The following is a 26526-nucleotide window of genomic DNA, read 5'->3' as shown; positions in this document are numbered from 1 at the left end:
GCGGCACCCTGAATAGGAACGCCTGACTTGATCAACGGTATCGCTCCCTTCGTCTGGATACTCCTGGCCGCCGTCGTCGTCCTTCTGCCCGGCATGATCATGCTGCTGGGCCGGGGCGGCCCGCGCGACGAACGCGGCCGCAAGATGTTCCAGTTCCGGCCGGTGCGCCGCCTGTTCGGCTTGATGCTGGTGCTGCTGGGATGCGTGTCCGGTCTGCTGGCGCTGTCGCTGGTCCAGTTCTTCCGGCTGACCACGGACGAATCCGTGGCCCGCATCGAGGTGCGCCAGCAGGCGGAGGGCCAGTTCCAGGTCACCGCCACGGCGCCGGGCGTCAGCCCGAAGCAATACGTGCTGTACGGCGACCAATGGCAGATTGACGCCCGGGTCGTGCGCTGGAAGCTGCCGGCGCTGATGGCGGGCGTGCCGCCCCTGTACCGGTTGGAGCGCCTGTCCGGCCGCTATAGCGACACGGCGCGCGAAGCCTCGGCCACGCGTTCGGTCCATGCGCTGGACGACTGGCCGGCGCCCGACCTGGGGTCGCTTAAGAAGACCTTCCCGAACTGGTTCCCCTTCGTTGATGTCCAATTCGGAAGCGGCGCCTATATGCCGCTGTTCGACGGCGCCAAGTACCAGGTCTTCATGGACCCCCGTGGTGCCTTGTTCATCCGGCCTGACGGTGAGGCGACGGCCGAAGGCCTCAAACGCCTGGGCTGGTAAGGGAAAGGCCCCCACGCGGCACGCGCGTTGCGCGCTTGCTGCCCCCCGAGGGGCCGTCTTTCCCTTGGGGCGGCCCGGCGGGAAAGAGTGCCCCCACGCTGCGCGCGTTGCGCTTGCTGCCCCCCGAGGGGGTGTCTTTCCCTTGGGGCGGCCCGGCGGGAAAGAGTGCTCCCACGCGGCGCGCGTTGCGCTTGCTGCCCCCCGAGGGGTGTCTTTCCCTTGGGGCGGCCCGGCGGGAAAGAGTGCCCCCACGCTGCTGCAGAGCGGTGTTTGAAATAAATGGGGACATGTTATTTTCTTGAAACTTTGACGCGCCGCAATAGTCGAATTAGCACTCCCTTTACTAGAGTGCTAACATCGAATCCATGTCGTTACCCCTTCGCTTTCCGGAGACCACCGCTATGAAACAACCCAGTACCTCGTTGGCCGCTTCTGGCAACGCCCTGGCGTTGGCCATTGCCAATCCGGGCGCACTTGGCACGATCGACGCGTATATTTCTTCGGTCAACCGCCTGCCGGTCTTGTCCGCCGAGCGTGAAACCGAGCTGGGCCGTCGCCTGCGCGACCAGGAAGACCTGGGCGCCGCGCGTGAACTGATTCTGTCGCACCTGCGCCTGGTGGTGTCGGTTGCCCGCCAGTATCTCGGGTATGGCTTGCCCCACGCCGACCTGATCCAGGAAGGCAACGTCGGCCTGATGAAGGCCGTGAAGCGTTTTGATCCCGAACGCGGCGTGCGCCTGGTGTCGTTCGCCGTGCACTGGATCAAGGCCGAAATCCACGAATACATCATCCGCAACTGGCGCTTGGTCAAGGTGGCTACCACCAAGGCCCAGCGCAAGCTGTTCTTCAACCTGCGCAGCATGCGTCCCGATGGTCAGACGCTGGACCCGGAACAGGTTGATCACATCGCGCGCGAACTGAACGTGCGCCGTGAAGACGTCAGCGAAATGGAAGTGCGCCTGTCCGGCCGCGACATGTCGCTGGAGAACCAGGACGACGACGACGACAGCTACGCACCGATCGCCTACCTGTCCGACGATGGCCGCCAGGAACCCACGCGGGTGCTGGAACGTGCCGCGCGCGATCAGTTGCAAAGCACCGGGCTGAATACTGCCCTTGAAGCGTTGGACGCCCGTTCGCGTCGTATCGTCGAAGCCCGCTGGCTGCAAGACGACGGCGGCGCCACGCTGCATGAACTGGCCCAGGAATTCGGCGTATCGGCCGAACGCATCCGCCAGATCGAAGCGGCCGCGTTGAAGAAGATGCGCGGCAACTTGGCCGCTTGATCCGCCGCCTTCGATCCGCTGGATCCACACCCATTCAGGGCCGCGCTAGCGGCCCTTTTCTTTTGCGCGGCGCCGCCGGCGATGCCGCAATCATTCGGGCGCTTGATCGATCAATAAATTGATACAAATTTAGCCCTGAATTTCGCGTGATCGCAGAAACTTAATGGGGATCGCGCCGACTAACTTCATGTAGACCGCGAACTTCGGTTAGCAGTCTTGTCATCCGTCTCGGCTTCTCCTCTTTCCCCTCCCCTATGAGACGGATGCTTGCGGGGCACCATGCATATCTTGGTGCCCCGTTTTTTATGCACGGCCGGAACGCGGATGCCTTGCCGTCCGAGGCCGATGCAGGGTTTTGCGTTGTAGATGCATGGTGCCAGGTCGTTCGATGGGTTGCGCGCGATGGGCGGTGCCGTCCTTTACGCAGGGATTGCCGCGCTCCACCCATCCTACAAGGACGGGTGGAGCTTCGTAGGATGGGTGGAGCGCGGCAATCCCGAAACAAGAACAGGGTCGCTACGCCGCGCGCAACCCATCAAGCCTCCACCTCAAGCCCCCACCTCAAGCCCCCACCTCAAGCCCCCACCTCAAGCTTCCGCCTCAGGCCGCCTGTGCGTCGTCGGGCGTCAGCGCTGTATGCCAGAGCGCATCTTGTACGCGGCGCACGCCGGTCGCCATCGATCCGTCCTGATAGAGCTTGATCCAGCGGTAGCCGGGCGCCATGTTGTCGACCACGTGCTTGCCGTCGCGGATGCTGAACTGAAAGCAGGTTGACGGCGTGGCGAGCATGCGCAGGTTGTGCCGGCGGCGGTCGAACTCATGGTGGACGTGCCCCCATAGCAGCACGCGAGCCTGCGGCCATCGGGCCAGGCGCTTGAACAGCGCCTGCGGGTTGTCGATCATCATCGAGTCATGCCAGTGGCTGTCGATCTGCATCGGGTTGTGGTGCATCGCGATCAGCGTGTGGCGGTCGGGGGCCTCGGCCAGGGCCGCCTCCAGCAGGTCAAGCTGGCTGTCGGGCAAGTGGCCGGCATTGGATCCGGGCACCGTGGTGTCCAGCGCCACGACGCGCCAGGCGCCGACGTCGGTCACCGGTGCCGACCATTGCGCCAATTCCTGGCGCAGTACGGCTGGCTGATCGTGGTTGCCTGGCAGGCAGCGGATCTGCGCGCGCGCCAACCCATCGGCTTCGCCCAGGATCGCGGCAAAGCGGCGGTAGGAGGCGGCTTCGCCATCTTGCGACAGGTCGCCCGTGGCCAGCAACAGGTCGGGATGCTTGCCGTCGGCCTCGATCTGGCGCAGCACGGCACGCAGGCTTGCGTCGGTATTGACGCCCAGCATCGCGGTGTCGGGTTCGCCGAACAGATGGCTGTCGGTCAACTGGACGAGCATGGCGGGCGCGTCGTGACGCCGGGCCAGGGAATGGACGCGAGGCAAGTGCGGCTCCTGCGGAGTGGATACGTTTGCACATTACCCAAAAAACAGAACCTGGCGCGCATTTCGCGAGCGCCTTGGGGTAACGAAACGTGCGTTGCCCGCGATTCTCTTCGATTTGCCGCCAGGGGCCGCAAGAAAAAGCCGCTATTCTTGGAAAACTTCACATTCGCTTCATGTTCGGGACACGGCGCTATCCATGGATGTCGGTTTTCTTGTTTTCGGTCTGGCCGGTTTGCTTACGCTGGTCTGCTTCATGCCTCCGCTGGCCGGCCGCCTCAAGCTGCCGTACTCGGTGCTGCTGGCTATCGTCGGCTGTTTGCTGGGCATCATCATTCACGTGCACGGCTGGGCGCCCAACTGGATCGCCGATTTCCTGGACTCGCTGGAACGTTTCGAGATCTCGTCTGAAACTTTCCTGATGGTTTTCCTGCCGGTGCTGTTGTTCGAGACCGCGCTGTCCATGAACGTGCGCCGCCTGATGGACGATATCGGCCCCATCCTGATGATGGCCATCGTGGCCGTGGTGGTGTGCACGGTGGTGGTCGGCGTGACGCTGGACGCAATCTCGTCTTACGGCCTGGTGGTCTGCCTGCTGCTGGGCGCCATCGTCGCCACGACCGACCCTGTCGCCGTGGTGGGCATCTTCCGCGAGGTGGGCGCGCCCAAGCGCCTGACGACGCTCGTCGAAGGCGAAAGCCTCTTCAACGACGCTGCGTCCATCGCCCTGTACTCCGTGTTGCTGGCCGTGCTGAGCGGCCATGGCGAACTGACCGCCAGCGGCATTTTCAACGACTTCATCGTGCACTTCATCGGGGGCGGCATTGCCGGCTTCGCGATGGGGCGGCTGGCCTGCTTCCTGTTTGCGTGGCTGCGTGGCTATCCCACGGCCGAGATCACGCTGACGCTGACGCTGGCCTACCTGTCCTTCTTTATTTCCGAGCACTACCTGAACGTTTCGGGCGTGGTCGCCACCGTGATCGCGGGCCTGGTCGTGGGGTCCACCGGCCGCACGCGCATGTCCCCGACCACCTTCGAATATCTGTCCAGCGCCTGGGGGCAGTTCGGGTTCTGGGCCAACTCGTTGATTTTCCTGTTCGCGGCCATGCTGATCCCCAAGCTGATGGCCGCCGCCGATTGGCAGGAACTGGTGCTGGTGGCCGTGGTGTTCGTCGCGACGCTGGTCGCGCGCGCCATCGTGGTCTTCGGGCTGCTGCCGTTGCTGGGGCTGACCAAACTGGGCACCAAGGTCAGCAACCCGTATAAGGTGGTGATGCTGTGGGGCGGGCTGCGCGGCGCCGTGTCGCTGGCGTTGGCGCTGGCCGTGACCGAGCAGACCGGCGTGCCCGAAGAGGCGCGCCAGTTCATCGCGGTGGCCACGACCAGCTATGTTCTATTGACGCTCTTCATCAACGGCATCAGCCTGCGGCCGCTGATCCGCATGCTGGGCCTGAACCAGCTATCGTCCGTGGAACGCACCATCCGCAATCAGGCGCTGGCCGTGGCGTTGGAAGACCTGCAAGGCAAAACCGACGAAGTGGCCAAGACGGAGCACATCGGCACCGAGGTCCGCGACCGCATCCGCGCCGTGTTCGACGCCAGCCTGACCAGTGTGCATGACGGCCAGGTGGGCCAAATGAGCGACGAGCAGCGCGTGGCCGTCGGCTTGGCCATCGTGGCGCAACGCGAAGAGGAAATGTTCTTCGACATTCTGAAGGCGCAGATCGTGGACTGGCGCATGGCCGAAGCCTTGCTGGCGCGGGCCGAACGGCTGGAGGACGCCATCCGTCTGGGCGGGGTGCCGGGCTTTGAACGCGCCATCGTGGCGGACGTGCGCTATTCCACCGGCTTCCGCGTGGCGCTACGCATGCATTATTTGTTCGGCTTTCAGGGCTGGCTGGCGCGCGAACTGGGGCAACGCTTCGCCAACCTGATGAGCAAGCGCTCCGTCGCGCAGCGGCTGATCGTCTTCGCGCGAGAGCAGATCACCCCGCTGCTGGGCGAAGACGCCACGCAGCACATCGTGTCGCTGCACCAGCGCCGCCTGGACCTTATCGAAAGCGCCATGCAGGCCCTGAACCTGCAGTACCCGTCTTACGCCCAGTGGTTGCAGGAAAGCTATCTGGGCCGGGTGGCCCGCGAGCTGGAGCGCATCCGCTACCGCGACATGCTTGAGCAGTTCCTGATCAGCGGCGAGGTCTATGCCGACCTGATGGCGCAATTGAAGAGCCGGTGGGCGCATATCGATACGCATCCCCCGCTGGATATCGAAATGAGCGCGGCCGAGCTTATCAAGCGTGTGCCGCTGTTCGAGGGCCTGTCGCCCGATTCGCTGCGCGCGATCAGCAAGCTGCTCAAGCCGCGCCTGTCCCTGCCCGATCAGCGCGTACTGACTAAGGGCCGCCATGGCGAGGAAATGTGCTTTGTGGCGTCGGGCGCCGTGGCCGTGCATCTGCCCGATCACACCATGATCGAACTGGGCAGTGGCGAATTCTTCGGTGAACTCGGGCTGCTGGGCGAACAGCAGATCACGCCGGACGTCACGTCGCTGGGCTATAGCAAGTTGCTGATGCTGTCTTCGCGCGATTTTCACGCGCTGCTGTCGCGTGACGAGCATCTGCGCGAACGCATTCAGGTCGTGGCCAAACAGCGGCTGCGCGCGATCGAGGTCTGGAAGCAGTTTTCGCAGGCTTCCGCGGCAGCGGCCGCGCCCATCCCCACCCCCGCCCCGGTGTCTGTCCCCAGCCCGGCCCAGGCCGCCGAAGCGGCGGAAGCCGCAGGCGTCGAAGCGCCGGCCGAGCCGCAGTCCGGCCTGGTGGGCGAGCCAGACACCGCCTCGCGCTGATTCAGATCTGGCCGGCGGCCTGACGCTGCATGATGTCTTCGATGATCACCAGCGCCGCTTCCAGCGTGAATTCGCCTTCGGCGACCTGCCGCACGGCGGTCGCTACGTCCACGGTGGCGATCTGCATGACTTCGCCGTCCCGGTTGGCGGGACGGGCGTCGGCCGCCAGCACGCAGGTGCTGGTCAGCACGTCTTCGACCTGATACCCCTCTGGCAGCCGGCGATGGATGCGCAGAATGGTGCGCAAAGGCGTGCGCCGGGCCAGGTCGGGCGCGTCCAGGCCCGCCTCTTCGCCGCATTCGCGCAGCAAGGCCAATTCCAGATCTTCACCGCAGCCGGCCAGGCCGCCCACCAGGGTGTCCCACATACCGGGATCGGTGGACTTGCTGAGCGCGCGCCGCGCAACCCACAGCCGGCCGTCCGGGGTCCAGGCGTTCAGGTGCACTGCCTTGGTCAACAGGCCCAGGGGCCGCACCGCCGCGCGCTCGATCACGCCCAGGGGCAGCACGCCGTCCATCACATCCAGCAACTCGTCGCGCCAGCCGCGCAGGCAGTTGGCTTGGCGCAACAGTTCCGCGGTGTTTTCCAGCACGGCGTTCAGCTCGGCGCCCGGCGCCAGGTCGCGGCCGATATGCAGCGACGTGTCATCGCACACGATGCGGGGTGCGTCGCGCAGCGCGTCGCATGCCGCATGCGTCACCCAGCCGCAGCGGCGGCCCGCTATATATAAAGCGTGCGCGCCGTCGGGGGCGGCTTCCTGTGCGCGGGCGCATAGGTCGGCATACAAATCGGACAACTGCTTGGGCATCGTTGGGCGCCGTGATGAAGTTGGCGGTGATTTTATGCCACCCTGTTTATGGCGCGCGGTCAAGAGGCGCGTGCAGATGGGGGCGGGGCCCACGAAATCAAGAGGCCTGTCTTACAACTGTTTGCGTGTCCGCTATAATCCGCCAGTTTCTTTGTGATTTCGAGTGGGAATGCGGGGGCCGCTCTATCTCCCTGCCTAGCCCTGCCATCTAATAATTGCGCGTAGTCCTGTTGAAGTGACACTCGTGCCACTAGGCGACAAGGGCCCTCGCGCCGTGTTTCGAGGTAAGCATGAAGAAGTGGAGAGGGATACTGGGGGCTTGTGCGATGCTGATTGGCAGCGTGGCCAGCGCTCAGGTGCAAGACATGCCCGGCGGCCCGAAGGTCAATCAGCTGAACCTGCATGAGGGTGTCACGGCGATTTCGCGCGACATCATGTGGCTGCATTGGTTGCTGCTAACGATCTGTATCGTGATTTTCATTGGTGTGTTCGGGGTGATGTTCTACTCCATCTGGGCACACCGGAAGTCCCGCGGGCACAAGGCCGCGACCTTCCATGAGCATCTGGGCGTGGAAGTCGCCTGGACGGTCATTCCCTTCATCATCGTCATCGCCATGGCGCTACCGGCCACCAAGACGGTCGTGGCCATGAAAGACACCTCAAGCGCCGACCTGACCATCAAGGTCACGGGCTATCAGTGGAAGTGGGGGTATGAATACCTCGACGGCTCCGCTGCCGGCGTCAAGTTCCTGTCCACGCTAGCCACGCCCCGCGCGCAGATCGAGAACCGCGAGCCCAAGGGCGAGTTCTACCTGATGGAAGTGGACAACCACATGGTCGTCCCGGTGGACAAGAAGGTCCGGGTCGTGCTGACCGCGGCCGACGTCATCCACTCCTGGATGATCCCGGACTTCGGCGTCAAGCAGGATGCCATCCCCGGTTTCCTGCGGGACGCCTGGTTCCGCGCGGAAAAGCCCGGCATCTACCGCGGCCAGTGTGCGGAGCTCTGTGGCAAAGACCACGCCTTCATGCCCATCGTCGTGGAAGTCCTGGCGCAAGCCGACTACGATAAGTGGGTTGAAGACCAGAAAAAGAAGATGGCGGCAAACGCCGACGATCCCAATAAAGAGTGGACGGAAGCCGAACTGGTTGCCCGTGGCGAGAAGGTCTTCGCCGCCAATTGCGTCGCCTGTCACCAGGCCAACGGCAAGGGCATTCCGGGCAGTTTCCCACCGCTCGACGGAGACAAGGTTGTTCTGGGCCCCAAGGCGGGCCAGATCAACACCGTGCTCAAGGGCAAGCCCGGCACCGCGATGGCGGCATTCGGCGGGCAGCTCAATGATGTCGAGATCGCAGCGGTCATCAGCTATACGCGCCATGCCTGGAGCAATGCAGGCAAGGGGCAGGACCCGACGGTTCTACCGAAGGACGTCGCGGCCGCGCGTTGATCGCGCGCCTGCGTTCCCACCGTTAGAACCGGTTCCGTTTAGTTAGAGATACCCTGCCGTCCCCGTGGAACGGGGGCGGCACTCAGCAGGAAGGAGTCCATCATGAGCAGCGTCACTGTAGACCACGTGTCGCCGGGCCACGGCCACGGTCACGATGACCACCATCACGCCATGCCCACGGGCTGGCGCCGCTGGCTATTTGCCACGAACCATAAAGACATCGGGACGATGTATCTCATCTTCTCGTTTGCCATGTTGCTGGAAGGTGGCACGCTTGCCTTGCTGCTGCGCACCGAATTGTTCGAGCCGGGCCTGCAGTTCTTCCGCCCCGAACTGTTCAACCAGTTCACCACCATGCACGGCATCATCATGGTGTTCGGCGCCATCATGCCGGCCTTCGTGGGCTTCGCGAACTGGATGATCCCGATGCAGATCGGCGCGTCCGACATGGCGTTCGCGCGCATGAACAACTTCAGCTTCTGGCTGCTGCCGGTGGCCGCGATCATGCTGACGGCGTCGTTCTTCGTGCCGGGCGGCGCCACCGCTGCGGGCTGGACGCTGTATGCGCCGCTGTCCCTGCAGATGGGCCCGGGCATGGACCTGGGCATTTTCGCGATGCACATCATGGGCGCGTCGTCGATCATGGGCGCGATCAACATCATCGTGACCATCCTGAACATGCGCGCGCCCGGCCTGACGCTGATGAAGATGCCGCTGTTCTGCTGGACCTGGCTGATCACCGCGTTCCTGCTGCTGGCCGTGATGCCGGTGCTGGCCGCGGCCATCACCATGGTGCTGACCGACCGTCACTTCGGCACGGGCTTCTTCAACGCGGCCGCCGGTGGCGACCCGGTCCTGTACCAGCACGTGTTCTGGTTCTTCGGGCACCCCGAGGTCTACATCATGATCTTGCCGGCGTTCGGTATCGTGTCGGCCATCGTGCCCGCGTTCGCCCGCAAGAAGCTGTTCGGTTATGCCTCGATGGTGTACGCCACCGCTTCCATCGCCGTGCTGTCGTTCATCGTGTGGGCCCACCACATGTTCACGACGGGCATGCCGGTGACAGGCCAGCTGTACTTCATGTATGCCACCATGCTCATCTCCATCCCCACCGGGGTGAAGGTGTTCAACTGGGTCGCCACGATGTGGCGCGGCTCGATGACGTTCGAAACGCCGATGCTGTTCTCGATCGGCTTCATCTTCGTGTTCACGATGGGCGGCTTCACCGGCCTGATCCTGTCCGTGGCCCCGATCGACATCCAGGTGCACGACACCTACTACGTGGTGGCGCACTTCCACTACGTGCTGGTGGCGGGTTCGTTGTTCGCGCTGTTCGCAGGCGCCTACTACTGGGTGCCCAAGTGGACCGGCCGCATGTACAGCGAAAAGCTGGGCAAGCTGCATTTCTGGTCGACGCTGATCTCGTTCAACGTGACCTTCTTCCCGATGCACTTCCTGGGCCTGGCCGGCATGCCGCGCCGGTATGCCGACTACGCCGCGCAATTCACGACGTTCCATCAGATGGCCACCATCGGTGCGTTCTGGTTCGGCCTGTCGCAATTGATCTTCCTGTGGGCGATCATTCGCTGCTACATGGGCAAGGGCGAAGTCGCCGCGGCCAAGCCGTGGGAAGGCGCCGAAGGGCTGGAATGGACGGTGCCCTCGCCGGCCCCGTTCCACACCTTCGAAACGCCGCCCGAAGTGAAGTGAACCCGCCTTTCATGTTCCAGGTAGCACAGCAATGACACCCGAGCAGCGCCGCCGTAACAAAATTGCAGGGCTGGTCCTGCTGGCTTTCGTCCTTGCCGTGTTTGCCTGGACCGTGTTGCGGGGCTCGGCGCTGCTGACCGGCAACGCGGTCGGCTAGGCCACGGCCATGAGCGACGACCTGCACGAAACCACTCAGCGCAAGCTGAGCTTCCTTCAGACGATGAAGGCGGTGGCGTGGGGGTTCTTCGGCGTGCGCAAGGGCGCGGGCTACCGGGAAGACAGCGCCAAGCTGAACCCGGTGCACGTGATCGTGGCTGGACTGCTGGCAGCGGCAATCTTCGTTACTGTGCTGGTATTAATTGTGCGTTGGGCCGTTTCCAGCCTGACTTGAATCACTTAATCTATAAATCTGTACCAGGGAGAAAGCCATGAGTGCAAGCCACTCGGTTCAAGGTAAAGAGGCACCGTACTACTTTGTGCCCGCCGACTCGGGGCATCCCGTGCGCACGGCGGTGGCGCTGCTGTTCATGGGGCTGGGCGCCGCGGCCTGGATCAACGGCGTCGACTGGGCCAAATGGGCGGTGCTGGCGGGGTTCATCGGCCTGATCGTCGTGCTGTACTACTGGTTCGGGGACGCCATCCAGGAATCCGAAGCCGGCATGAACAGCAAGCGCATCGATGGTTCCTACCGTTGGGGCATGAGCTGGTTCATCTTCTCTGAAGTGATGTTCTTCGCCGCGTTCTTCGGCGCGCTCTGGTACACCCGCACGATCACGACGCCGTGGCTGGGCGACATCGACCACCGCCTGATGCTGTGGCCCGACTTCAAGGCGGCCTGGCCCAACTTCGGCCCGGCCGGCGTGGTCGAGCAGTTCCAGACGGTGGGCCCCTTCTGGCTGCCCACGATCAACACCGCGCTGCTGCTGTCCTCGGGCGTCACGCTGACGATCGCGCACCATGCGCTGCGCGAGAACCACCGCGGCAAGACGATGTTCTGGCTGGCCGCGACGGTCATCCTGGGCTTCATCTTCGTGGCCTGTCAGGCCGCCGAATACCACCATGCGTACACAGAGCTGAACCTGAAGTTCAACTCGGGCGCCTATGGCTCGCTGTTCTACATGCTGACCGGTTTCCACGGGTTCCACGTGATCCTGGGCGCCACGATGCTCACGGTCATCCTGATCCGCCTGATCCGGGGCCACTTCACCGCCGACCATCACTTTGGCTTTGAAGGCGCGGCCTGGTACTGGCACTTCGTGGACGTGGTGTGGCTGGGCCTGTACCTGTTCGTCTACTGGTTCTGAGGCGAATCGGGACGTAGGATGGGTGCAGCGCGAGACGATCTCGCGCCAGCACTCGGGCGCCCAGCGCGCGAAACCCATCAAGCAGCGCCGCGGCGCTTGGCGGCTTCAGCCATGACGCCATCATGCAGCGATGCGGTGCTTGGCAGCTTCAGCCATGACGCCACCGCTGCTTGATGGGTTTCGCGCGCTGGGTGCCTGGGTTCTTGTTGGGGGGCGGGCGCGCTGCACCCATCCTACATGGGTACGTCACGCGGCGTGGGGCAATCGGGAACCTGCGCCCCGCGGGCCTATCTAAGCCCGGTGCTTTCTATCCAGCCCATGTGATGGGCGAACAGCACGAACAGGAACAGGGCAACCGACAGCCCGATGCGCACGGTCAGCGCATTGACAGTGCGGCTGGTAGTGCCTTTGTCCCGCATCAGGTAGACCAGGGCGGATGCCAGGCTGGCCAGAATCCCGATGAAGGCCAGTACGACGAAAACGCGCATGGTGGTCTCCGGACAAAACAGAGTTAGCAACGATACATGGCCCGACCGCATTCAACCCGCTACACGGTAGCCGCCTTACTGCTGCTTGGCATCGCCGTGGTGATTCTGGTGTCGCTGGGGCAATGGCAGTTGCGTCGCAGCGACGAGCGACGCGCCATTCTGGCGGCGATCGAGGCGGGCCGCAAGCAGGCGCCGCTGATGCTGACGCCGGCAACGCCTTCCGACGACATGACCGCATGGCGCGTGGCCCAGGCCAGCGGCACATGGTTGCCGCAGTTCAGTGTACTGCTGGACAACCGCAACCACGACGGCAGGCCGGGTTACTGGCTGGCCACGCCGCTGCTGCTGGATGCGTCGTCGCGGCAGGCGGTGGTGGTGCTGCGGGGCTGGCTGCCACGCGTGATCCAGGGCCAGGGCGAACCCAAGCTGCCGGCAACGCCCGACGGCGCGCAGACCGTCACGGGCGAACTCTCCGACCGCGTGCCCCGCATGTTCGAGCTTTGGTCGATGGGCGGGCAGGATCAATCCGCGCTGCCCCGCGCGCTGCCCGTGGCAAACGGCAGCGTGCCGCAGGTGCAGAACCTGCCGCTTGCCGACTATGCCCGCGCGACGGGGCTGAACCTGTTGCCGGTGGTGCTTAGCCAGACGGGCCCGGCGGGCCAGGGCGCCGCGGGCGACCTCGTTCGGGACTGGCCGCAACCGTCGGTGGATTTTCAGAAGAACACGTCTTACGCCGTGCAGTGGTTCGCGTTTGGTCTGATAGCCGCCATCGCATGGCTGGTGGTGCTGGGGGGCGCCATCAAGCGCATGCGCCAGCGCGCGCGGAATGGCCCCCGGGCCTGACGCGTGCGTCCATGAACGAATCATCCAGGATATAAAGTGGCTCGCGATATTTCATCCAACAAGCCTGCAGGCAAGCGCTCATTGATGCCCATGCTGCTGGTGTTTCTGTGTTCACTGGCGCCGATCGTGGCCGCCTTCGTGGTGTACATGAACCCGCAATGGTGGCCGGCGGATTCCAGCAATTACGGCACGCTGGTGTCGCCGCAGCGCCCGATGCCGGCGGCGGCCGAGCTTACGCTGACCACGCTGGACGGCAAGCCTTTCGACCTGCAAAGCTTGAAGGGCAAGTGGCTGCTGGTGACCGCCGACGGCGCGGCTTGCCCTGAAAGTTGTGCCCGCAAGCTCTACATCACGCGCAACAGCCACGCCAGCCAGGGCAAGAACGTGGACCGCCTGGCGCGCGTCTGGTTCATCACCGATGACGCGCCGGTGCCGGACAAGGTGCTGGAAGCCTACAAGGGCACGGTCATGCTGCGCGCCGACCCGGACCAGCTGGCGCGCTACCTGTTGGCGCGGCAAACGGCCGCCGGCCAGCCTGGATTGCCCGAGCCGATGTGGGTGATCGACCCGCTGGGGAACCTGATGATGCAGTACCCTGCCGAAGCCGACGGCGTGAAAGTGCGCAAAGACATCAGCAAGCTGGTCTATAACTCAAGAATAGGGTGACCCCCGATCGTGGGATGGCCGAGTGCCGCGGGATTCGCGCGGCGCGGCAGAGTAATGGTAGGGAAATGGAACGTATCAAAGCGCGGTATCGCAAACTTGTTTTTTTCACCTGGTTCCTGACGCTGGACCTGATCATGTTCGGCGCCTTCGTGCGCTTGACGGATTCTGGCCTGGGCTGCCCCGATTGGCCTGGCTGCTACGGCAGCGTGACGCCGCTGGGCGCGCAGGGCGACATCCACCAGGCGTCGCAAGCCATGCCCTTCGGTCCCGTGACGATGTCCAAGGCCTGGATCGAGATGATCCACCGCTATGTCGGAACCATCCTGGGCATGCTCATCATCGGCATCGTCTATATGGCGTGGCGCTATCGGCGCGAACTGGGCCGTTCGCCCGCGTTGGCCGTCACGACGCTGGTCGCCGTGTGCGTGCAGGGCGCGTTCGGCGCCTGGACGGTGACCCACAAGCTGATGCCCGTCGTGGTGACGTCCCATCTGGTGTTCGGGTTGTCGGTGCTGGCGTTGATGACCTGGTTGTCGGCCCGCGAGCGCCCGCATTTACCTATTGGCGCGGCGGCCGCCCGTTGGAAGCCGTGGGTGGCGGTGGGGTTCGGTCTGCTGCTGGTGCAGGTGACGTTGGGCGGTTGGGTCAGTACCAACTATGCCGCGCTGGCCTGCATGGATTTCCCCATGTGCCACGGGAAGTGGGTGCCGGACATGGACTTCCATGGCGGCTATTCGGTGATCCGCGGCCTGGGCGAATTGCCCTCGGGCGAGATGATCTCGCAGCCCGCTCTGACGGCCATCCATTGGGTGCACCGCAATTTCGCCTTTGTCGTGTTTCTGTACCTGGGCACGCTGGCCTGGCGGCTGCGGGCCGAGCCGGGCCTGCGCGGCCCCGCCACGCTGATGCTGGCGCTGCTGACCGCGCAGTTGTTCACCGGCCTGACCACCATCTTCTTTCAGTGGCCGCTGCTGATCGCCGTGCTGCACAATGGCGGAGCTGCTGGCCTGACGCTGGCCGCCGTGGTGCTGATGGTGCGTTTGTCCACAGCGGGACGCGCGCCGGCGGCGGGCTATGGCCCCAATTCGGTGCGCGTTTAAAATAGGGTCCACTATGACCAGTCTTGCCGCTCCCCAATCCGGATTGTTCCGCCAATACTTCGTACTCACCAAGCCGCGCGTCACGCAGCTGGCGGTGTTTTGCGCAGTCATCGGCATGTTCCTTGCCGCGCCGGGCATCCCCGACATGCGCCGCGTGCTGTTCGGCACCATTGGCATCTGGCTGCTTGCCGCGGCTGCTTTCGCCATCAACTGCCTGATCGAACAAGAGGTAGACGCGCGCATGCTGCGCACGGCCCGCCGCGCCACGGCACAAGGCACCATTTCGGCTTTCCAGGTGCTGAGCCTGTCGGGGCTGCTGGGCGGCGCAGGCATGTTCGTGCTGTACACGCTGGTCAATCCCCTGACCATGTGGCTGACCTTCGCCACTTTTGTGGGCTACGCCGTCATCTATACCGTCATTCTCAAGCCGCGCACGCCGCAGAACATCGTGATTGGCGGCTTGTCGGGCGCGATGCCCCCGGCGCTGGGTTGGGCCGCCGTGGCGGATTCGGTGCCCGCGGAAGCATGGGTGCTGGTGCTGATCATCTTCATCTGGACGCCGCCGCACTTCTGGGCGCTGGCGCTGTATCGCAACCACGATTACGCCAAGGCCGGCCTGCCGATGCTGCCGGTCACCCACGGCAACCAATTCACGCGCCTGCATATCCTGCTGTACAGCGTGGCGCTGGTGGCCACGACCCTGTTGCCCTACGCCATCCGCATGAGCGGCGAACTCTATCTGCTGTCGGCGCTGGTGCTGGGCGGGATGTTCGTGTCGTATGCGTGGCGCCTGTACCGTGCCTATAGCGACGAGCTGGCGCGCAGCATGTTCCGTTTTTCCATTCTCTACCTGGCGCTGTTGTTCGGCGCCCTGCTGGTGGACCACTGGGTCGGCCTGCTGCGCTGATCCCCTGGAGGTTGTCGATGTCCGTGTTTTCCGCCAGCCGCCGGCTGGCCCTGCGCTTCGGCGCCGCCGCCGCCTTCACTGCCGCCCTTGCCGCTTGCGGCGAAAGCGCGCCCACGTTCAAAGGCAGCGACATCAGTGGCACCCAGCTGGGCCGCGGCATGGAACTGACCGACACCAATGGCAAGACGCGTCAGTTGTCCGACTTTGCCGGCAAGGTGGTCGTGGTGTTCTTCGGATTCACGCAGTGCCCCGACGTGTGCCCCACGTCGCTGGCCGAGCTGACCGAGGTCATGAAAAAGCTGGGTCCGGACGCCGAACGCGTGCAGGTGCTGCTGATCACCGTGGACCCCGAGCGCGACACGCAAGAAGTGCTGAAGCAGTACGTCACGGCTTTCGACCCGCGCTTCCTGGGCCTGACCGGCACGCCGGACCAGGTCAAAAAGGCTGCCGCGTCGTTCAAGGCGTATTACGCCAAGGCGCCCACCAAGGACGGCAACTACACGATGGACCATACCGCCGCGTTCTACTTGCTGGACGGCAAGGGGGAATCCCGCGTGCTGGCCAACAATAATCTGGGCGTGGACGCCCTGACGCACGACATCAAGGCCCTGCTGAAAGGCTGATCAGGGGTCGGTCGGGGTGCGCGCGCCCGAAGCAGCCCAGCCGGCCAGCGCCGCCTGGGCTTTTTCATTGAGTTCGGCCACCGGGATGTCGTGCCGGTGCGTGATGATCATCAGGGCATAGGGCGTGGCCAGCGCCGCGGCTTCAGGGCACAGGCGAGATTCGTCGCCGACCGATGGCGACACGTTGCGCCAATAGTTGATCGCCTGTTCGAGCTGGGGCAGAGAAATGGAATCCATGCGCCTATTGTCCACGAATGGCATGGCCTGTCCACCGGCCCGGGGCTGCAAAGAAGCGTCACCATCGCAACATGCCGAAACGGCGCCCGAGTGCTATACCGATGCCGGTTAGTTACGATGGAGCTTCGTCATGAATACCACCCGAATAGACACCCCGCGCCGCGGCCTGCATCCGCTGGTCGCCGCCGCGGCGATAGCCGTCATTGTCATGTGCGCGGTGGGCGTGGCTGCGGTGATGGGCTGGTTGCCCTCGCCGTCGGCCAATCCCCACGCGGATACGCCCGTGGTCAGCGCTGGCCCCGAAAGCGCCAACCTGGCGCCCGCGCCCCAGGCTTCCGCCTCGCAAGCCTCTGAGCCGCCTGCGCCTGCGCCGGCCCAAACCGGCCGTCCGGCCTCTGCCGCGGCGCCCCGTCCCGCCGCCTCCGCCCCGGCCCCGGCGCCGCAAGCCTGCAAGAACTGCGGCGTGGTGGAGTCGGTGCGCCAGGTGCAAGTCCCCGTGAAGGACGATAGCAATCATCTGGTCGGCACCATCGGCGGCGGCGTCGTGGGAGGCGTTGTGGGTAATCAGTTTGGCGGAGGCAGCGGCAAGACGGCGCTGACCGTGCTGGGCGCCGTGGGCGGCGCTTTGGCAGGCCGTGAAGTTGAGCGTAATATCAGACAGCAACAAACGGTGACGCACTATGAGCTGACGGTCCGCATGGGCGACGGTAGTGCGCGCCAGTTCCGCAGCGCGCAGCCGTTCGCCTTTGCCTCGGGCGACCGGGTGCGCGTGGAGAATAACCAGCTGGTGCCGGGTTGACCGGCAGCCGGCGGAAACCATCCGCATTTGGGGAGACCTGGCATGAGCGACCAATTCACGAATCCGTTCGTCCTTCCTGGCATGGGACAGAATTCCGACCTGTCGGGCAATCCCCTTTTGGCCAGCATGGAAATGATGCGCCAGGCGTGGGCGGGCTTGACCGGGCCTGGCGGTCTGGCCAGTAGCTTGCCGATGGCGCCTCCCATGAACCTTGAAGACCTGGACCGCCGCATCGCGGAACTGCGCTCGGTTGAAAACTGGTTGCGCATGAACCTGTCCATGCTGTCGTCCACCATCCAGGGCATGGAAGTGCAGCGCTCCACCATCAGCACGCTGCGCGCGTTCGTGGATAGCGCGGCCAATATGGATATGGGCGCGATGCGCGATAGCGGCGCGGCGTCTCCCCTTGAAGTGGTGCTGGGCCTGAAACCCGCGCCCAAGGCCGCGGCCAAGCCAGCGTCGAATTCGTCGTCGACGCAAGGCCGCGCGCAAGATGCGCCGGCCGGCAAGGACGCGGAGGCGGATGGGGCCGCGGACCAGGCCACGCCGGAGTCGGCCATGCAAGGCATGAGCGAACAAATGGGCGCCGCCGCGCAATCGGCGTCCAAGGCGTGGTGGGATCTGCTGCAGCAGCAGTTCAACCAGATCGCGGCCGCCACCGCCGCGTCCATGCCGGGCGCGCCCGCCGCGCCAGGCGCGGAACCCGGTGCGGACACCGGTGCCAAGCCCGGCGAATCCAAGGCCGCCGCGAAGACCGAAGCGAAGGCTTCCAAACCGGCGTCGCGCAAACCTGCCGCGAAGACGGCCGGAAAATCCGCGCCGAAGGCCGCCAAGAAATCCGGGGCTGCCGACGGCAAGCCCTGACCCCTTTCAATCGACAAGCGAGCCGGCCGCCAGGCCGCTCGACCGTCCCAACCTTTCATGGAACTTATGCTTAACGTAGTGATTCTTGCCGCCGGACTGGGTAAACGCATGCAGTCCGATCTTCCCAAAGTGCTGCATACCCTGGCGGGCAAACCGATGCTAGGCCACGTGCTGGATAGCGCGCGCCAACTGAAACCGGCGCGCATCATCGTCGTGGTGGGCCACGGCGCCGATCGCGTCAAACAGGCATTCGACGGCCAGGCTGACCTGCACTTCGTGCTGCAGCAGCCGCAGCAAGGCACCGGCCACGCCGTGCAGCAAGCGGTGCCGCTGCTGCTGGAAGGCGACGGCAAGGACGACGTGACGCTGGTGCTTTACGGCGACGTGCCCCTGGTGCAGCCAGACACGCTGCAACGCCTGCTGACCGCGCGCGCCTCGGGCGCCGCCGTGCTGACGGAAGTGCTGACCGATTCCACGGGTTACGGCCGCATCGTGCGCGACGCCCAGGGCAATGTGTGCCGCATCGTCGAACACAAGGACGCCACGGAAGCGGAACACGCCATCAAGGAAGTGAACACCGGCATTCTGACCGCTCCGACCGCCAAGCTGAAAGACTGGCTGTCCCGCATCGACAACAAGAACGCGCAGGGCGAGTACTACCTGACCGACGTGGTCGGCCTGGCCGTGGTCGATGGCGTGCCGGTGGGCGCCGCCCAACCCGGCGCGGGCTGGGAAACGCTGGGCGTGAACAGCCGCGTGCAACAGGCCGAACTGGAACGCCGTTGGCAGGCCGAGCAAGCCCGCCGCCAGCTGGAAGCAGGCGTCACGCTGGCCGATCCGGCGCGCTTTGACGTGCGCGGCACGCTGACGTGCGGACGCGATGTGTTCATCGACGTGGGCTGCGTGTTCGAAGGCAACGTGACGCTGGCCGATGGCGTGCGCGTGGGCCCGCACTGCGTCCTGCGCGACGTGACCGTTGGCGCCGGCACCCAGATCGAAGCCTTCAGCCACTTGCAGCAAGCGGAAGTGGGCCGGGATGCGCGCGTGGGCCCGTATGCCCGCCTGCGCCCCGGTGCAGAACTGGGCGACCGCAGCCACGTCGGCAACTTCGTCGAGATCAAGAAGAGCGTGCTGGGCGCGGACAGCAAGGCCAATCATCTGGCCTATATCGGCGATGCCGACATCGGCCAGCGCGTGAACGTGGGCGCCGGCACGATCACGTGCAACTACGACGGCGTGAACAAGCACCGCACCGTCATCGAAGACGACGCTTTCATCGGCTCGGACACGCAACTGGTGGCGCCCGTGCGCGTGGGCCGCGGCGCGACCCTGGGCGCAGGCACGACCCTGACCCGCGATGCGCCGGCCGACAAGCTGACCGTGTCGCGCGCTAAACAGCTTACGGTCGAGGGTTGGCAGCGTCCGGTCAAAAAGTCGTGATGGCGGAGAACGACTCCGCGCAGGACAGGCCGCCGGGCGGGGGCGCCAAGCCCGCGCCGCCCGACGGTTTGCCGGCACCCCGCCGGTACTGGGCGGCCGCCACGGTGATGACGGGCATCAGCCTGTCGGTGCTGGACACCACGATCGCCAATGTGGCGCTGCCCACTATCGCCGTCGATCTTCACGCGTCGCCCGCCGAAGCCGTCTGGATCGTCAACGCCTACAACCTGGCGGTGGTGATGACACTGCTGCCCTTGTCGGCGCTGGCCGAACGCATCGGCTTTCGCCGCATGTTCACCTTTGGCTTGATGCTGTTCACCCTGGCTTCGCTGGGGTGCGCGCTGGCCGGCACGCTGTGGCAACTGACCGCGGCGCGGGTGTTCCAGGGCGTGGGCGCCGCCACCCTGATGTGCATGTTCGGCGGCCTGGTGCGCAACATCTACCCCCTGAAAATGCTGGGCCGGGGCATCAGCATCAACGCCACCACGGTGGCGGTGATGTCGGTGTTGGGGCCCACCATCGGGTCGGCCATCCTGTCGGTGGCCCCGTGGCCGTGGATCTTCGCGGTGAACCTGCCCATCTGCGTGCTGGCCATGTTCGGCCTGCGCCATCTGCCTGAAGTGCCGCGCAACGACGTGAAGCTGGACTGGGTCAGCGCCCTGCTCTGCATGGCGACGCTGGGCGTCTTCATTTCGGGCGTGGACATGATGGGTCAGGATCTGCTGCGGGGCATTGGCCTGGTGGCGATCGCGGCCGTGGCCGGCTGGGTGCTGGTGCGCCGCGTCAGCAAGCAACCGGCGCCGCTGGTACCGGTGGACCTGCTGCGCATCCGCCCGCTGGCGTTCGCCGTGGGCGCGTCGGCCTGCACCTTCGCGGCGCAAATGGCGTCGTATGTGTCGCTGCCCTTCTATTTCCAGCAGGTGCTTGGCCGTCCGTACCTGGAGGTGGGCATGTTGATGGGTGCCTGGCCCGTGGGTACCGCCATCATCGCGCCGCTGGCGGGCCGGCTGTCCGACCGCTATTCCGCCGCCACGCTTAGCGGCGTGGGGGCGGCGACCATGGTGGCCGGTATGCTGTGGCTGGCGTTGCTGCCGTCGTCGGTATCCAATTGGTTCATCGTGGCGGGCATGTTCGTGGCCGGAGTGGGTTTCGGCTTCTTCCAGACGCCCAACAACCGCGCCATGCTGTCGGCGGCGCCTCGCTCGCGCAGCGGCGCCGCGGGCGGTTTGCAAGCCACCACCCGGGTGTTCGGCCAGAGTTTCGGCACGGCGCTGGTGGCCATTGCGTTCAGCGTCAGCGTCGCGCATGGCCCCGGGCTGGCGCTGGTGCTGGGAACGGTTTGCGCCGCGCTGGCGGTGGTGGTCAACACCGTCCGGTTCAACAAACTGCGGGTCTAGCGCCGGTTAGTGTCGACGGGGCCTGGGGCGGGTCCGCCCTGGCGCCCTGGCCGCTTCTATAATGGCGGCCAGCGCCTGGTCCTGTGACCCGGCGCGCAAGATTCCCTATTTTGAAGGCGTGCAGGCATGAAAATCACGGTCGTGGGTACCGGTTACGTGGGGTTGGTGTCGGGAGCGTGCCTGGCCGACATGGGTAACGACGTCATGTGTCTGGACGTGGACGCGGCAAAGATCGCCCTGCTGCGCCAGGGCGGCATCCCCATCTACGAGCCCGGCCTGGAAGACCTGGTCCGCCGTAACGTGCAGGCGGGCCGCCTGCATTTCACGGACGACGTGGCGCAAAGCGTGGCCTTCGGCGACGTGCAGTTCATCGCCGTGGGCACGCCGCCGGGCGAAGACGGGTCCGCCGACCTGAAGTACGTGCTGGCCGCCGCCCAGAACATCGCGCGTCACATGACGTCCCGCAAGCTGATCGTGGACAAGTCCACCGTGCCCGTCGGCACGGCCGACCGGGTGCGCGCGGTGGTGGACAAGGAACTCGCCGCGCGCGGCGTCCAGCTTCCGTTCAGCGTGGCGTCCAACCCCGAATTCCTGAAGGAAGGGGCCGCCATCAACGACTTCATGAGCCCGGACCGCGTGATCGTCGGCGCCGACGACGACTACACGGTGGGCGTGATGCGCCGCATCTATGAACCGTTCCAGCGCACGCACGACCGGCTGATGGTGATGGACGTGCGCTCGGCCGAACTGACCAAGTACGCCGCCAACGCCATGCTGGCCACGCGCATCTCGTTCATGAACGAAATGGCGAACCTGGCCGAAGCGCTGGGCGCCGACATCGAGCAGGTGCGCCGCGGCATCGGCGCGGACCCTCGCATCGGCTACCACTTCCTGTACCCCGGCGCGGGTTACGGCGGTTCCTGCTTTCCGAAAGACGTGCAGGCGCTGGTCAACACCGCCGCGGAAAACGCCTTGCCCATGCGGGTCATCGAAGCCGCCGAGGCCGCCAACCATGCGCAGAAATTCCGCTTGTCGGAAAAGCTGGTGGCGCGCTACGGCGAAGATTTGCGCGGCCGCAAGATCGCGCTGTGGGGCTTGTCGTTCAAGCCGAACACCGACGACATGCGCGAAGCGCCCAGCCTGACGGTCATTGCCGAACTGACGCGCCGCGGCGCCGAGGTGCGCGCTTATGATCCGGTGGCCATGCACGAGGCCGCGCGCATCCTGGTCGGCCAGCCCGGCATCACGTTCGCCACCGACATGTACGACGCGCTGGACGGCGCGGACGCGCTGCTGATCGCGACCGAATGGAAGGTCTTCCGCGCGCCCGACTTCGACCGCGTGAAGGCCCTGCTCAAGACGCCGCTGATCATCGACGGCCGCAACCTGTACACACCGGCCGACATCCGCGGCCAGGGCTTCGAATATTCGGGCATCGGGCGCGCATGAAAATCCTGCAACTGAACTTCGAAAAAGGCTGGCGCGGCGGCGAACGGCAGACGCTGTATTGCATGCGCGCCTTCCGCAAGGCGGGCCATGACGTCGAAGTGATGTGCCGCGAGGGCGCGCCGCTTGCAGAGCGCGCCCGCCAAGAGGGTTTTGTGGCCCACACCTGCCGCAACGTGCCGGGCCAATTGGCGTTTCTGGCCGGCGCTGGCCGCTACGACATCATCCACGCGCAGACGGCCAACACCATCACGTGGGCCGTGCTGACGAAATGGCTGCATCGCAGCCCGGTGGTGTTTTCGCGCCGCACGTCGTTCGTGGTCAAGCCGGGCGATGAGTGGAAGACGGGTTTCAAGTGGCGCCACGCCAACCTGTTCGTGGCCATCAGCGAGATGGCCGCCAGCGAACCGCGCCGGCTGGGCATCGAACCGGTCATCATCCGCAGCGCCGTCGAACCGCACGAGATCAACGCGGAAAACGTTGCCGCCCTGGTCCGTGAATTCGATCTGGCGGGCAAAAAGGTCATGGCGACGTCGGCCGCGCTGATCCGCGACAAAGACCCGGTGACCTTGGTGCGCGCCGTGGGCGAGCTGGCCCAGACGCGCCGCGACTTCGTCTTCCTGCATTTCGGCGCCGGCGGCGACCGTGAGCAGCAGGCCAAGGACGAAGCCAAGAAGCTGGGCATCGAAGACGTCTACCGCTTTGCGGGCTTTCGCAAAGGGGTCGAAGACTTCTACAGCATTCTCGACGTGTTCGTGATGAGCTCCGAAGAAGAAGCGCTGGGCAGCAGCGTGCTGGACGCTTTCCTGCAGCGCGTGCCGGTGGTGTCCACCGACGCGGGCGGCTTGAAGGAAAGCCTGGCCGACGGCCGCGGCGTGCTGGTGGCGGTGGGCGACCACCAGGCCATGGCGGCCGGCATGGCCCGCTGCCTGGACGACGCCGCGTTCCGTGACGACGTCACGCAGCGCGCCTATGCCTACGTGAAGAGCGAACACGACGTCCAAGAGATGGGCAACCGCTACCTGGCGCAATTCGAGCGCCTGCTGGGCCGCCGGTAGACGGAACGCCTGGCGTTACCCGCGCACGTCGATCCGCGTCTCGAACTTGGCGCGGTGCACCGAGAAGAACGTGCGCACGTTGCGCACATTGGCTTGGGCCGTGAACGCCCGGTGCACCAACGCGTGATAGGCCGGCATGTCCTTGACCTGCGCGATCACCACGAAGTCCGGCCCTGGCGACACCCGATAGCACTGCAGCACGGCGGGTTCGACCAGCATGCTTTGCTCGAACGCATCCAGGCTTTCCGCTGCCTGCACGTCCAGTGTGATCTCGACGATCGCGGTCAGCGTGCTGCCCAGTTTTTCGGCAGCCAGGATGGCGACCTGACGGTCAATCACGCCTTCGTCCACCAATCGCCGCACCCGCCGCAGGCACGTCGGGGGCGACGCATGCACCCGCGCGGCCAGATCCTGATTGGTCAACGAGCTGTCTTCTTGTAACTGTTCAAGAATGCGCCGGTCCAGATCATCAAGTTCCGGTAGCAAAATCGGCACGTTTTGCATGATTAATTCAAAAATGTGGTTATTAAGAAAGATAATTTAATCACATTTATGTAAGGGAATTAAATTCCACTTATTTGTCTATAAAGAAATCATATTTCTTGGCGGGTCGCGCACAATGCGTCGGTACACGAACTTAGCGGAGTCTCTCCTATGTGCGGCATTGTTGGCGCCGTCGCCCAGCGCGACATCACCCCGATCCTCGTTGAAGGCCTGAAGCGGCTGGAATATCGCGGCTACGATTCCTGCGGCGTCGCCGTCTACGCCGACGGCCATCTGCGCCGCACGCGCAGCACGCAGCGCGTGGCCGAACTGGCCGAGCAGGTCGCCGAAGACAAGGTGCAAGGTTTCACCGGCATCGCCCACACCCGTTGGGCCACGCACGGCGTGCCGGCCACGCACAACGCCCATCCGCACTTTTCGCACCTGGGCAACGACGAACCGCGCATCGCGCTGGTGCACAACGGCATCATCGAGAACCACGACGAACTGCGCGCCGAGCTGCAGGCCGTGGGCTACGTCTTTGAAAGCCAGACCGACACCGAAGTCATCGCGCATCTGGTGAATCACCTGTACGCTGGCGACTTGTTCGAAGCCGTGCAAAACGCCGTGCGCCGCCTGCATGGCGCCTACGCCATCGCCGTGTTCTGCCGCGACGAACCGCACCGCGTCGTGGGCGCGCGCCAAGGCTCGCCGCTGGTGGTGGGCGTGGGCCAGAATGAGAACTTCCTGGCTTCTGACGCGCTGGCCCTGGCGGGCACCACCGACCAGATCATTTACCTGGAAGACGGTGACGTCGTCGACCTGCAGTTGTCGCGTGTCTGGATCGTGGACGCCGCTGGCAAGAACGTGGACCGCGAAGTGCACACCGTGCACGTGCACACGGGCGCCGCCGAACTCGGGCCCTACCGCCACTACATGCAGAAGGAAATCTTCGAGCAGCCGCGCGCCGTCGGCGATACCTTGCAAGACATCGAAGCCATCACGCCCGAGCTGTTCGGCGACGATGCCTTCAAGGTCTTCAAGGACATCGATTCGCTATTGATCCTGGCTTGCGGCACCAGCTACTACGCGGGCCTGACCGCCAAGTACTGGATCGAGTCCATCGCCAAGATCCCGGTCGCCGTTGAAATCGCCAGCGAATACCGCTACCGCGACAGCGTGCCCAACCCGCGTTCGCTGGTGGTGACGATCTCGCAGTCTGGCGAAACCGCCGATACGCTGGCCGCGCTGAAGCATGCGCGCTCGCTGGGGATGGAAAACACGCTGACCATCTGCAACGTGTCCACCAGCGCGATGGTGCGCGAGTGCAAGCTGTCTTACATCACGCGCGCCGGCGTTGAAATCGGCGTGGCGTCGACCAAGGCTTTCACCACGCAGCTGACTGCGTTGTTCCTGCTGACGCTGACGCTGGCGCAAGCGCGCGGCCGCCTGAGTGACGAACAGGAAGCCGAGCACCTGAAGGCGCTGCGTCACCTGCCGGTGGCCATCGGTTCGGTGCTGGCGCTGGAACCGCAGATCATGGCGTGGGCCGACCGCTTCGCGTCCAAGGAAAACGCCCTGTTCCTGGGCCGCGGCATGCACTACCCGATCGCGCTGGAAGGCGCGCTGAAGCTGAAGGAAATCAGCTACATCCACGCCGAAGCCTACCCGGCCGGCGAACTCAAGCACGGCCCGCTGGCGCTGGTGACGGAGCACATGCCCGTCGTGACCATCGCGCCCAAGGACGAGCTGCTGGAAAAGCTGAAGTCCAACATGCAGGAAGTGCGCGCGCGCGGCGGCGAGCTTTACGTGTTCGCTGACGCCGACAGCAAGATCCAGAGCGCCGAAGGCATGCACGTAATCCGCATGCCGGAGAACTACGGCAAGCTGTCGCCGATCCTGCACACCATCCCGCTGCAACTGCTGTCCTACCACACGGCATGCGCGCGCGGCACGGACGTGGACAAGCCCCGCAACCTGGCTAAGAGCGTGACGGTGGAATAGCGCGACGCCCGTAGCGGGCTTTCCTCGCTGTGAACATGACAAGGGCCGCTATTGCGGCCCTTCTTTTCGCTCGGGTGTATTGAGGCGGGGGCTCGTACCACTTCTGCCGGGCGCCCGACACCGGGGCGTCATGGCGCCAACGGCCTGTGCATTCAAGCCGTCGCGGTGCAGGTCCGTGCGACAGCTCGGGGAAGGCCTTGGCGCGCAGCGAAAACATGTTGCCCATGATGAAGCGTCGGCCGCCGGGGCCGGTTCTTCGCATCCATTGGAATAAAACGTACATATGTTGTTGCGGCAAATAGGGTGCCTAACACGGTATCCTTTCTGAATGATGGCGACTTCCCCGTTTGACTTTTATTTAGTCATATTTCGTGGCGCTATTAATAAATATCCCTGGGGATCGTATTATCTCTTTTCATTTTCGTTAAACCAAAATAAGAAAAACGAATTTTAATATTTATTAACAACCTCGCGATTCGGCTATGTTGCGGTTTGTGTAATGAATGTAATTATTTGAGGGGATTCCCTAGGTTTATTACGGACCCTCCGACTTATTTGCACAGCAATAAAAATTTTTAGAAAGAAGTTTGCTGTCTGCCCCCTTTACGATTCGTTGGCT

At 64.5% G+C, this 26526-nt stretch carries 25 protein-coding genes; 20 read left to right on the top strand and 5 right to left on the bottom strand.

What is annotated here, in order from left to right:
* Window positions 1–27 precede the first annotated feature (27 nt).
* Together ACI0FO_RS19200 and rpoH are read left to right on the top strand one after the other, a co-directional pair.
* On the top strand, window positions 28–717 hold the full coding sequence (locus ACI0FO_RS19200) for a hypothetical protein (RefSeq protein WP_416029159.1): 690 nt from the start codon (window positions 28–30) through the stop codon (window positions 715–717).
* A 401-nt stretch (window positions 718–1118) separates the two neighbouring features.
* Window positions 1119–2003: an RNA polymerase sigma factor RpoH gene (rpoH, locus tag ACI0FO_RS19195; protein WP_105560385.1), complete on the top strand. Its 885-nt coding sequence runs from the start codon at window positions 1119–1121 to the stop codon at window positions 2001–2003.
* 600 nt (window positions 2004–2603) lie between these two features.
* Here the strand turns inward: rpoH and cpdA are convergent.
* The gene (gene cpdA, locus ACI0FO_RS19190) at window positions 2604–3440 is read right to left on the bottom strand and encodes a 3',5'-cyclic-AMP phosphodiesterase (RefSeq protein WP_416029157.1); all 837 of its coding nucleotides are present in this window, start codon (window positions 3438–3440) and stop codon (window positions 2604–2606) included.
* Between the two features lie 196 nt (window positions 3441–3636).
* Here cpdA and ACI0FO_RS19185 point away from each other — a divergent pair, with 196 nt between their 5' ends.
* Window positions 3637–6282, top strand: coding sequence for a cation:proton antiporter (locus ACI0FO_RS19185; protein WP_416029155.1), 2646 nt, complete (start codon window positions 3637–3639; stop codon window positions 6280–6282).
* A gap of 1 nt (window position 6283) precedes the next feature.
* Here ACI0FO_RS19185 and ACI0FO_RS19180 read toward each other — a convergent pair whose 3' ends face one another.
* Entirely contained in the window at window positions 6284–7090 is an 807-nt protein-coding gene (locus tag ACI0FO_RS19180; RefSeq protein WP_416029153.1) for an NUDIX hydrolase, read from the bottom strand.
* A 290-nt stretch (window positions 7091–7380) separates the two neighbouring features.
* Between ACI0FO_RS19180 and coxB the strand changes: the two genes are divergently transcribed.
* The 5 genes from coxB to ACI0FO_RS19155 all read left to right on the top strand — a co-directional run bounded on the left by coxB (window position 7381) and on the right by ACI0FO_RS19155 (window position 11552).
* Window positions 7381–8538, top strand: coding sequence for a cytochrome c oxidase subunit II (gene coxB, locus ACI0FO_RS19175; protein ID WP_416029152.1), 1158 nt, complete (start codon window positions 7381–7383; stop codon window positions 8536–8538).
* A gap of 102 nt (window positions 8539–8640) precedes the next feature.
* Entirely contained in the window at window positions 8641–10248 is a 1608-nt protein-coding gene (gene ctaD, locus ACI0FO_RS19170) for a cytochrome c oxidase subunit I (protein WP_105559029.1), read from the top strand.
* Window positions 10249–10279: 31 nt separating this feature from the next.
* On the top strand, window positions 10280–10405 hold the full coding sequence (locus ACI0FO_RS19165; protein WP_006224567.1) for a cytochrome oxidase small assembly protein: 126 nt from the start codon (window positions 10280–10282) through the stop codon (window positions 10403–10405).
* A 9-nt stretch (window positions 10406–10414) separates the two neighbouring features.
* Window positions 10415–10639, top strand: coding sequence for a DUF2970 domain-containing protein (locus tag ACI0FO_RS19160; RefSeq protein ID WP_105559028.1), 225 nt, complete (start codon window positions 10415–10417; stop codon window positions 10637–10639).
* Between the two features lie 37 nt (window positions 10640–10676).
* Window positions 10677–11552: a cytochrome c oxidase subunit 3 gene (locus tag ACI0FO_RS19155; RefSeq protein ID WP_105559027.1), complete on the top strand. Its 876-nt coding sequence runs from the start codon at window positions 10677–10679 to the stop codon at window positions 11550–11552.
* A gap of 287 nt (window positions 11553–11839) precedes the next feature.
* On the opposite strand, the gene ACI0FO_RS19150 is transcribed toward ACI0FO_RS19155, so the two are convergent.
* Entirely contained in the window at window positions 11840–12040 is a 201-nt protein-coding gene (locus tag ACI0FO_RS19150) for a twin transmembrane helix small protein (protein ID WP_006224570.1), read from the bottom strand.
* A gap of 36 nt (window positions 12041–12076) precedes the next feature.
* Between ACI0FO_RS19150 and ACI0FO_RS19145 the strand changes: the two genes are divergently transcribed.
* The 5 genes from ACI0FO_RS19145 to ACI0FO_RS19125 all read left to right on the top strand — a co-directional run bounded on the left by ACI0FO_RS19145 (window position 12077) and on the right by ACI0FO_RS19125 (window position 16179).
* Complete coding sequence (locus ACI0FO_RS19145) at window positions 12077–12883, top strand: SURF1 family protein (RefSeq protein ID WP_416029149.1); 807 nt, start codon at window positions 12077–12079, stop codon at window positions 12881–12883.
* 84 nt (window positions 12884–12967) lie between these two features.
* Window positions 12968–13549, top strand: a complete 582-nt coding sequence (locus ACI0FO_RS19140) for an SCO family protein (protein WP_416029302.1) — start codon at window positions 12968–12970, stop codon at window positions 13547–13549.
* A gap of 65 nt (window positions 13550–13614) precedes the next feature.
* Window positions 13615–14649, top strand: coding sequence for a COX15/CtaA family protein (locus ACI0FO_RS19135; RefSeq protein ID WP_416029147.1), 1035 nt, complete (start codon window positions 13615–13617; stop codon window positions 14647–14649).
* 13 nt (window positions 14650–14662) lie between these two features.
* Window positions 14663–15556, top strand: coding sequence for a heme o synthase (cyoE, locus tag ACI0FO_RS19130; RefSeq protein ID WP_416029146.1), 894 nt, complete (start codon window positions 14663–14665; stop codon window positions 15554–15556).
* A gap of 17 nt (window positions 15557–15573) precedes the next feature.
* The gene (locus ACI0FO_RS19125; RefSeq protein ID WP_416029144.1) at window positions 15574–16179 is read left to right on the top strand and encodes an SCO family protein; all 606 of its coding nucleotides are present in this window, start codon (window positions 15574–15576) and stop codon (window positions 16177–16179) included.
* Here ACI0FO_RS19125 and ACI0FO_RS19120 read toward each other — a convergent pair whose 3' ends face one another.
* On the bottom strand, window positions 16180–16416 hold the full coding sequence (locus tag ACI0FO_RS19120; RefSeq protein WP_416029142.1) for a DUF3717 domain-containing protein: 237 nt from the start codon (window positions 16414–16416) through the stop codon (window positions 16180–16182). It lies immediately after the preceding gene.
* 130 nt (window positions 16417–16546) lie between these two features.
* Between ACI0FO_RS19120 and ACI0FO_RS19115 the strand changes: the two genes are divergently transcribed.
* The 6 genes from ACI0FO_RS19115 to ACI0FO_RS19090 all read left to right on the top strand — a co-directional run bounded on the left by ACI0FO_RS19115 (window position 16547) and on the right by ACI0FO_RS19090 (window position 23420).
* A complete protein-coding gene (locus tag ACI0FO_RS19115) occupies window positions 16547–17215 on the top strand; it encodes a glycine zipper 2TM domain-containing protein (RefSeq protein WP_416029141.1) in 669 nt (222 codons plus the stop codon).
* Window positions 17216–17257: 42 nt separating this feature from the next.
* The gene (locus ACI0FO_RS19110) at window positions 17258–18079 is read left to right on the top strand and encodes a PhaM family polyhydroxyalkanoate granule multifunctional regulatory protein (protein ID WP_416029139.1); all 822 of its coding nucleotides are present in this window, start codon (window positions 17258–17260) and stop codon (window positions 18077–18079) included.
* Between the two features lie 66 nt (window positions 18080–18145).
* On the top strand, window positions 18146–19519 hold the full coding sequence (gene glmU / locus ACI0FO_RS19105; protein WP_416029300.1) for a bifunctional UDP-N-acetylglucosamine diphosphorylase/glucosamine-1-phosphate N-acetyltransferase GlmU: 1374 nt from the start codon (window positions 18146–18148) through the stop codon (window positions 19517–19519).
* Window positions 19519–20916 carry an MFS transporter gene (locus ACI0FO_RS19100; protein ID WP_416029137.1) on the top strand — a complete coding sequence of 466 codons (1398 nt, stop codon included), beginning with the start codon at window positions 19519–19521 and terminating at the stop codon, window positions 20914–20916. Before glmU ends, ACI0FO_RS19100 begins: the two co-directional genes overlap by 1 nt.
* 126 nt (window positions 20917–21042) lie before the next feature.
* Window positions 21043–22365: a UDP-glucose dehydrogenase family protein gene (locus tag ACI0FO_RS19095; protein ID WP_416029135.1), complete on the top strand. Its 1323-nt coding sequence runs from the start codon at window positions 21043–21045 to the stop codon at window positions 22363–22365.
* Complete coding sequence (locus ACI0FO_RS19090) at window positions 22362–23420, top strand: glycosyltransferase family 4 protein (protein WP_416029134.1); 1059 nt, start codon at window positions 22362–22364, stop codon at window positions 23418–23420. Before ACI0FO_RS19095 ends, ACI0FO_RS19090 begins: the two co-directional genes overlap by 4 nt.
* A 15-nt stretch (window positions 23421–23435) precedes the next feature.
* Here ACI0FO_RS19090 and ACI0FO_RS19085 read toward each other — a convergent pair whose 3' ends face one another.
* Entirely contained in the window at window positions 23436–23924 is a 489-nt protein-coding gene (locus ACI0FO_RS19085; RefSeq protein WP_416029132.1) for an Lrp/AsnC family transcriptional regulator, read from the bottom strand.
* Window positions 23925–24074: 150 nt separating this feature from the next.
* Here ACI0FO_RS19085 and glmS point away from each other — a divergent pair, with 150 nt between their 5' ends.
* A complete protein-coding gene (gene glmS, locus ACI0FO_RS19080) occupies window positions 24075–25907 on the top strand; it encodes a glutamine--fructose-6-phosphate transaminase (isomerizing) (protein WP_105559014.1) in 1833 nt (610 codons plus the stop codon).
* Window positions 25908–26526 lie beyond the last annotated feature (619 nt).

Origin of the sequence: Achromobacter marplatensis (assembly GCF_049060505.1) — a bacterium.
Classification (GTDB): domain Bacteria; phylum Pseudomonadota; class Gammaproteobacteria; order Burkholderiales; family Burkholderiaceae_B; genus Achromobacter; species Achromobacter marplatensis_A.
Note: the sequence above shows the minus strand (reverse complement) of the source record. Positions and strands in the feature narration are given on the sequence as shown.

Bases quoted from the DNA above. Each gene is read 5' to 3' on its own strand.
- ACI0FO_RS19110 (WP_416029139.1), top strand. From the start codon at position 17,258: ATGAGCGACCAATTCACGAATCCGTTCGTCCTTCCTGGCATGGGACAG.
- ACI0FO_RS19185 (WP_416029155.1), top strand. From the start codon at position 3,637: ATGGATGTCGGTTTTCTTGTTTTCGGTCTGGCCGGTTTGCTTACGCTG.
- ACI0FO_RS19095 (WP_416029135.1), top strand. From the start codon at position 21,043: ATGAAAATCACGGTCGTGGGTACCGGTTACGTGGGGTTGGTGTCGGGA.
- ACI0FO_RS19150 (WP_006224570.1), bottom strand. From the start codon at position 12,040: ATGCGCGTTTTCGTCGTACTGGCCTTCATCGGGATTCTGGCCAGCCTG.
- ACI0FO_RS19155 (WP_105559027.1), top strand. From the start codon at position 10,677: ATGAGTGCAAGCCACTCGGTTCAAGGTAAAGAGGCACCGTACTACTTT.
- glmS (WP_105559014.1), top strand. From the start codon at position 24,075: ATGTGCGGCATTGTTGGCGCCGTCGCCCAGCGCGACATCACCCCGATC.
- ACI0FO_RS19145 (WP_416029149.1), top strand. From the start codon at position 12,077: ATGGCCCGACCGCATTCAACCCGCTACACGGTAGCCGCCTTACTGCTG.
- coxB (WP_416029152.1), top strand. From the start codon at position 7,381: ATGAAGAAGTGGAGAGGGATACTGGGGGCTTGTGCGATGCTGATTGGC.
- ctaD (WP_105559029.1), top strand. From the start codon at position 8,641: ATGAGCAGCGTCACTGTAGACCACGTGTCGCCGGGCCACGGCCACGGT.
- ACI0FO_RS19115 (WP_416029141.1), top strand. From the start codon at position 16,547: ATGAATACCACCCGAATAGACACCCCGCGCCGCGGCCTGCATCCGCTG.
- ACI0FO_RS19100 (WP_416029137.1), top strand. From the start codon at position 19,519: ATGGCGGAGAACGACTCCGCGCAGGACAGGCCGCCGGGCGGGGGCGCC.
- rpoH (WP_105560385.1), top strand. From the start codon at position 1,119: ATGAAACAACCCAGTACCTCGTTGGCCGCTTCTGGCAACGCCCTGGCG.
- ACI0FO_RS19125 (WP_416029144.1), top strand. From the start codon at position 15,574: ATGTCCGTGTTTTCCGCCAGCCGCCGGCTGGCCCTGCGCTTCGGCGCC.
- cyoE (WP_416029146.1), top strand. From the start codon at position 14,663: ATGACCAGTCTTGCCGCTCCCCAATCCGGATTGTTCCGCCAATACTTC.
- ACI0FO_RS19090 (WP_416029134.1), top strand. From the start codon at position 22,362: ATGAAAATCCTGCAACTGAACTTCGAAAAAGGCTGGCGCGGCGGCGAA.
- ACI0FO_RS19120 (WP_416029142.1), bottom strand. From the start codon at position 16,416: ATGGATTCCATTTCTCTGCCCCAGCTCGAACAGGCGATCAACTATTGG.
- ACI0FO_RS19165 (WP_006224567.1), top strand. From the start codon at position 10,280: ATGACACCCGAGCAGCGCCGCCGTAACAAAATTGCAGGGCTGGTCCTG.
- ACI0FO_RS19180 (WP_416029153.1), bottom strand. From the start codon at position 7,090: ATGCCCAAGCAGTTGTCCGATTTGTATGCCGACCTATGCGCCCGCGCA.
- glmU (WP_416029300.1), top strand. From the start codon at position 18,146: ATGCTTAACGTAGTGATTCTTGCCGCCGGACTGGGTAAACGCATGCAG.
- ACI0FO_RS19085 (WP_416029132.1), bottom strand. From the start codon at position 23,924: ATGCAAAACGTGCCGATTTTGCTACCGGAACTTGATGATCTGGACCGG.
- ACI0FO_RS19140 (WP_416029302.1), top strand. From the start codon at position 12,968: ATGCCCATGCTGCTGGTGTTTCTGTGTTCACTGGCGCCGATCGTGGCC.
- ACI0FO_RS19135 (WP_416029147.1), top strand. From the start codon at position 13,615: ATGGAACGTATCAAAGCGCGGTATCGCAAACTTGTTTTTTTCACCTGG.
- ACI0FO_RS19160 (WP_105559028.1), top strand. From the start codon at position 10,415: ATGAGCGACGACCTGCACGAAACCACTCAGCGCAAGCTGAGCTTCCTT.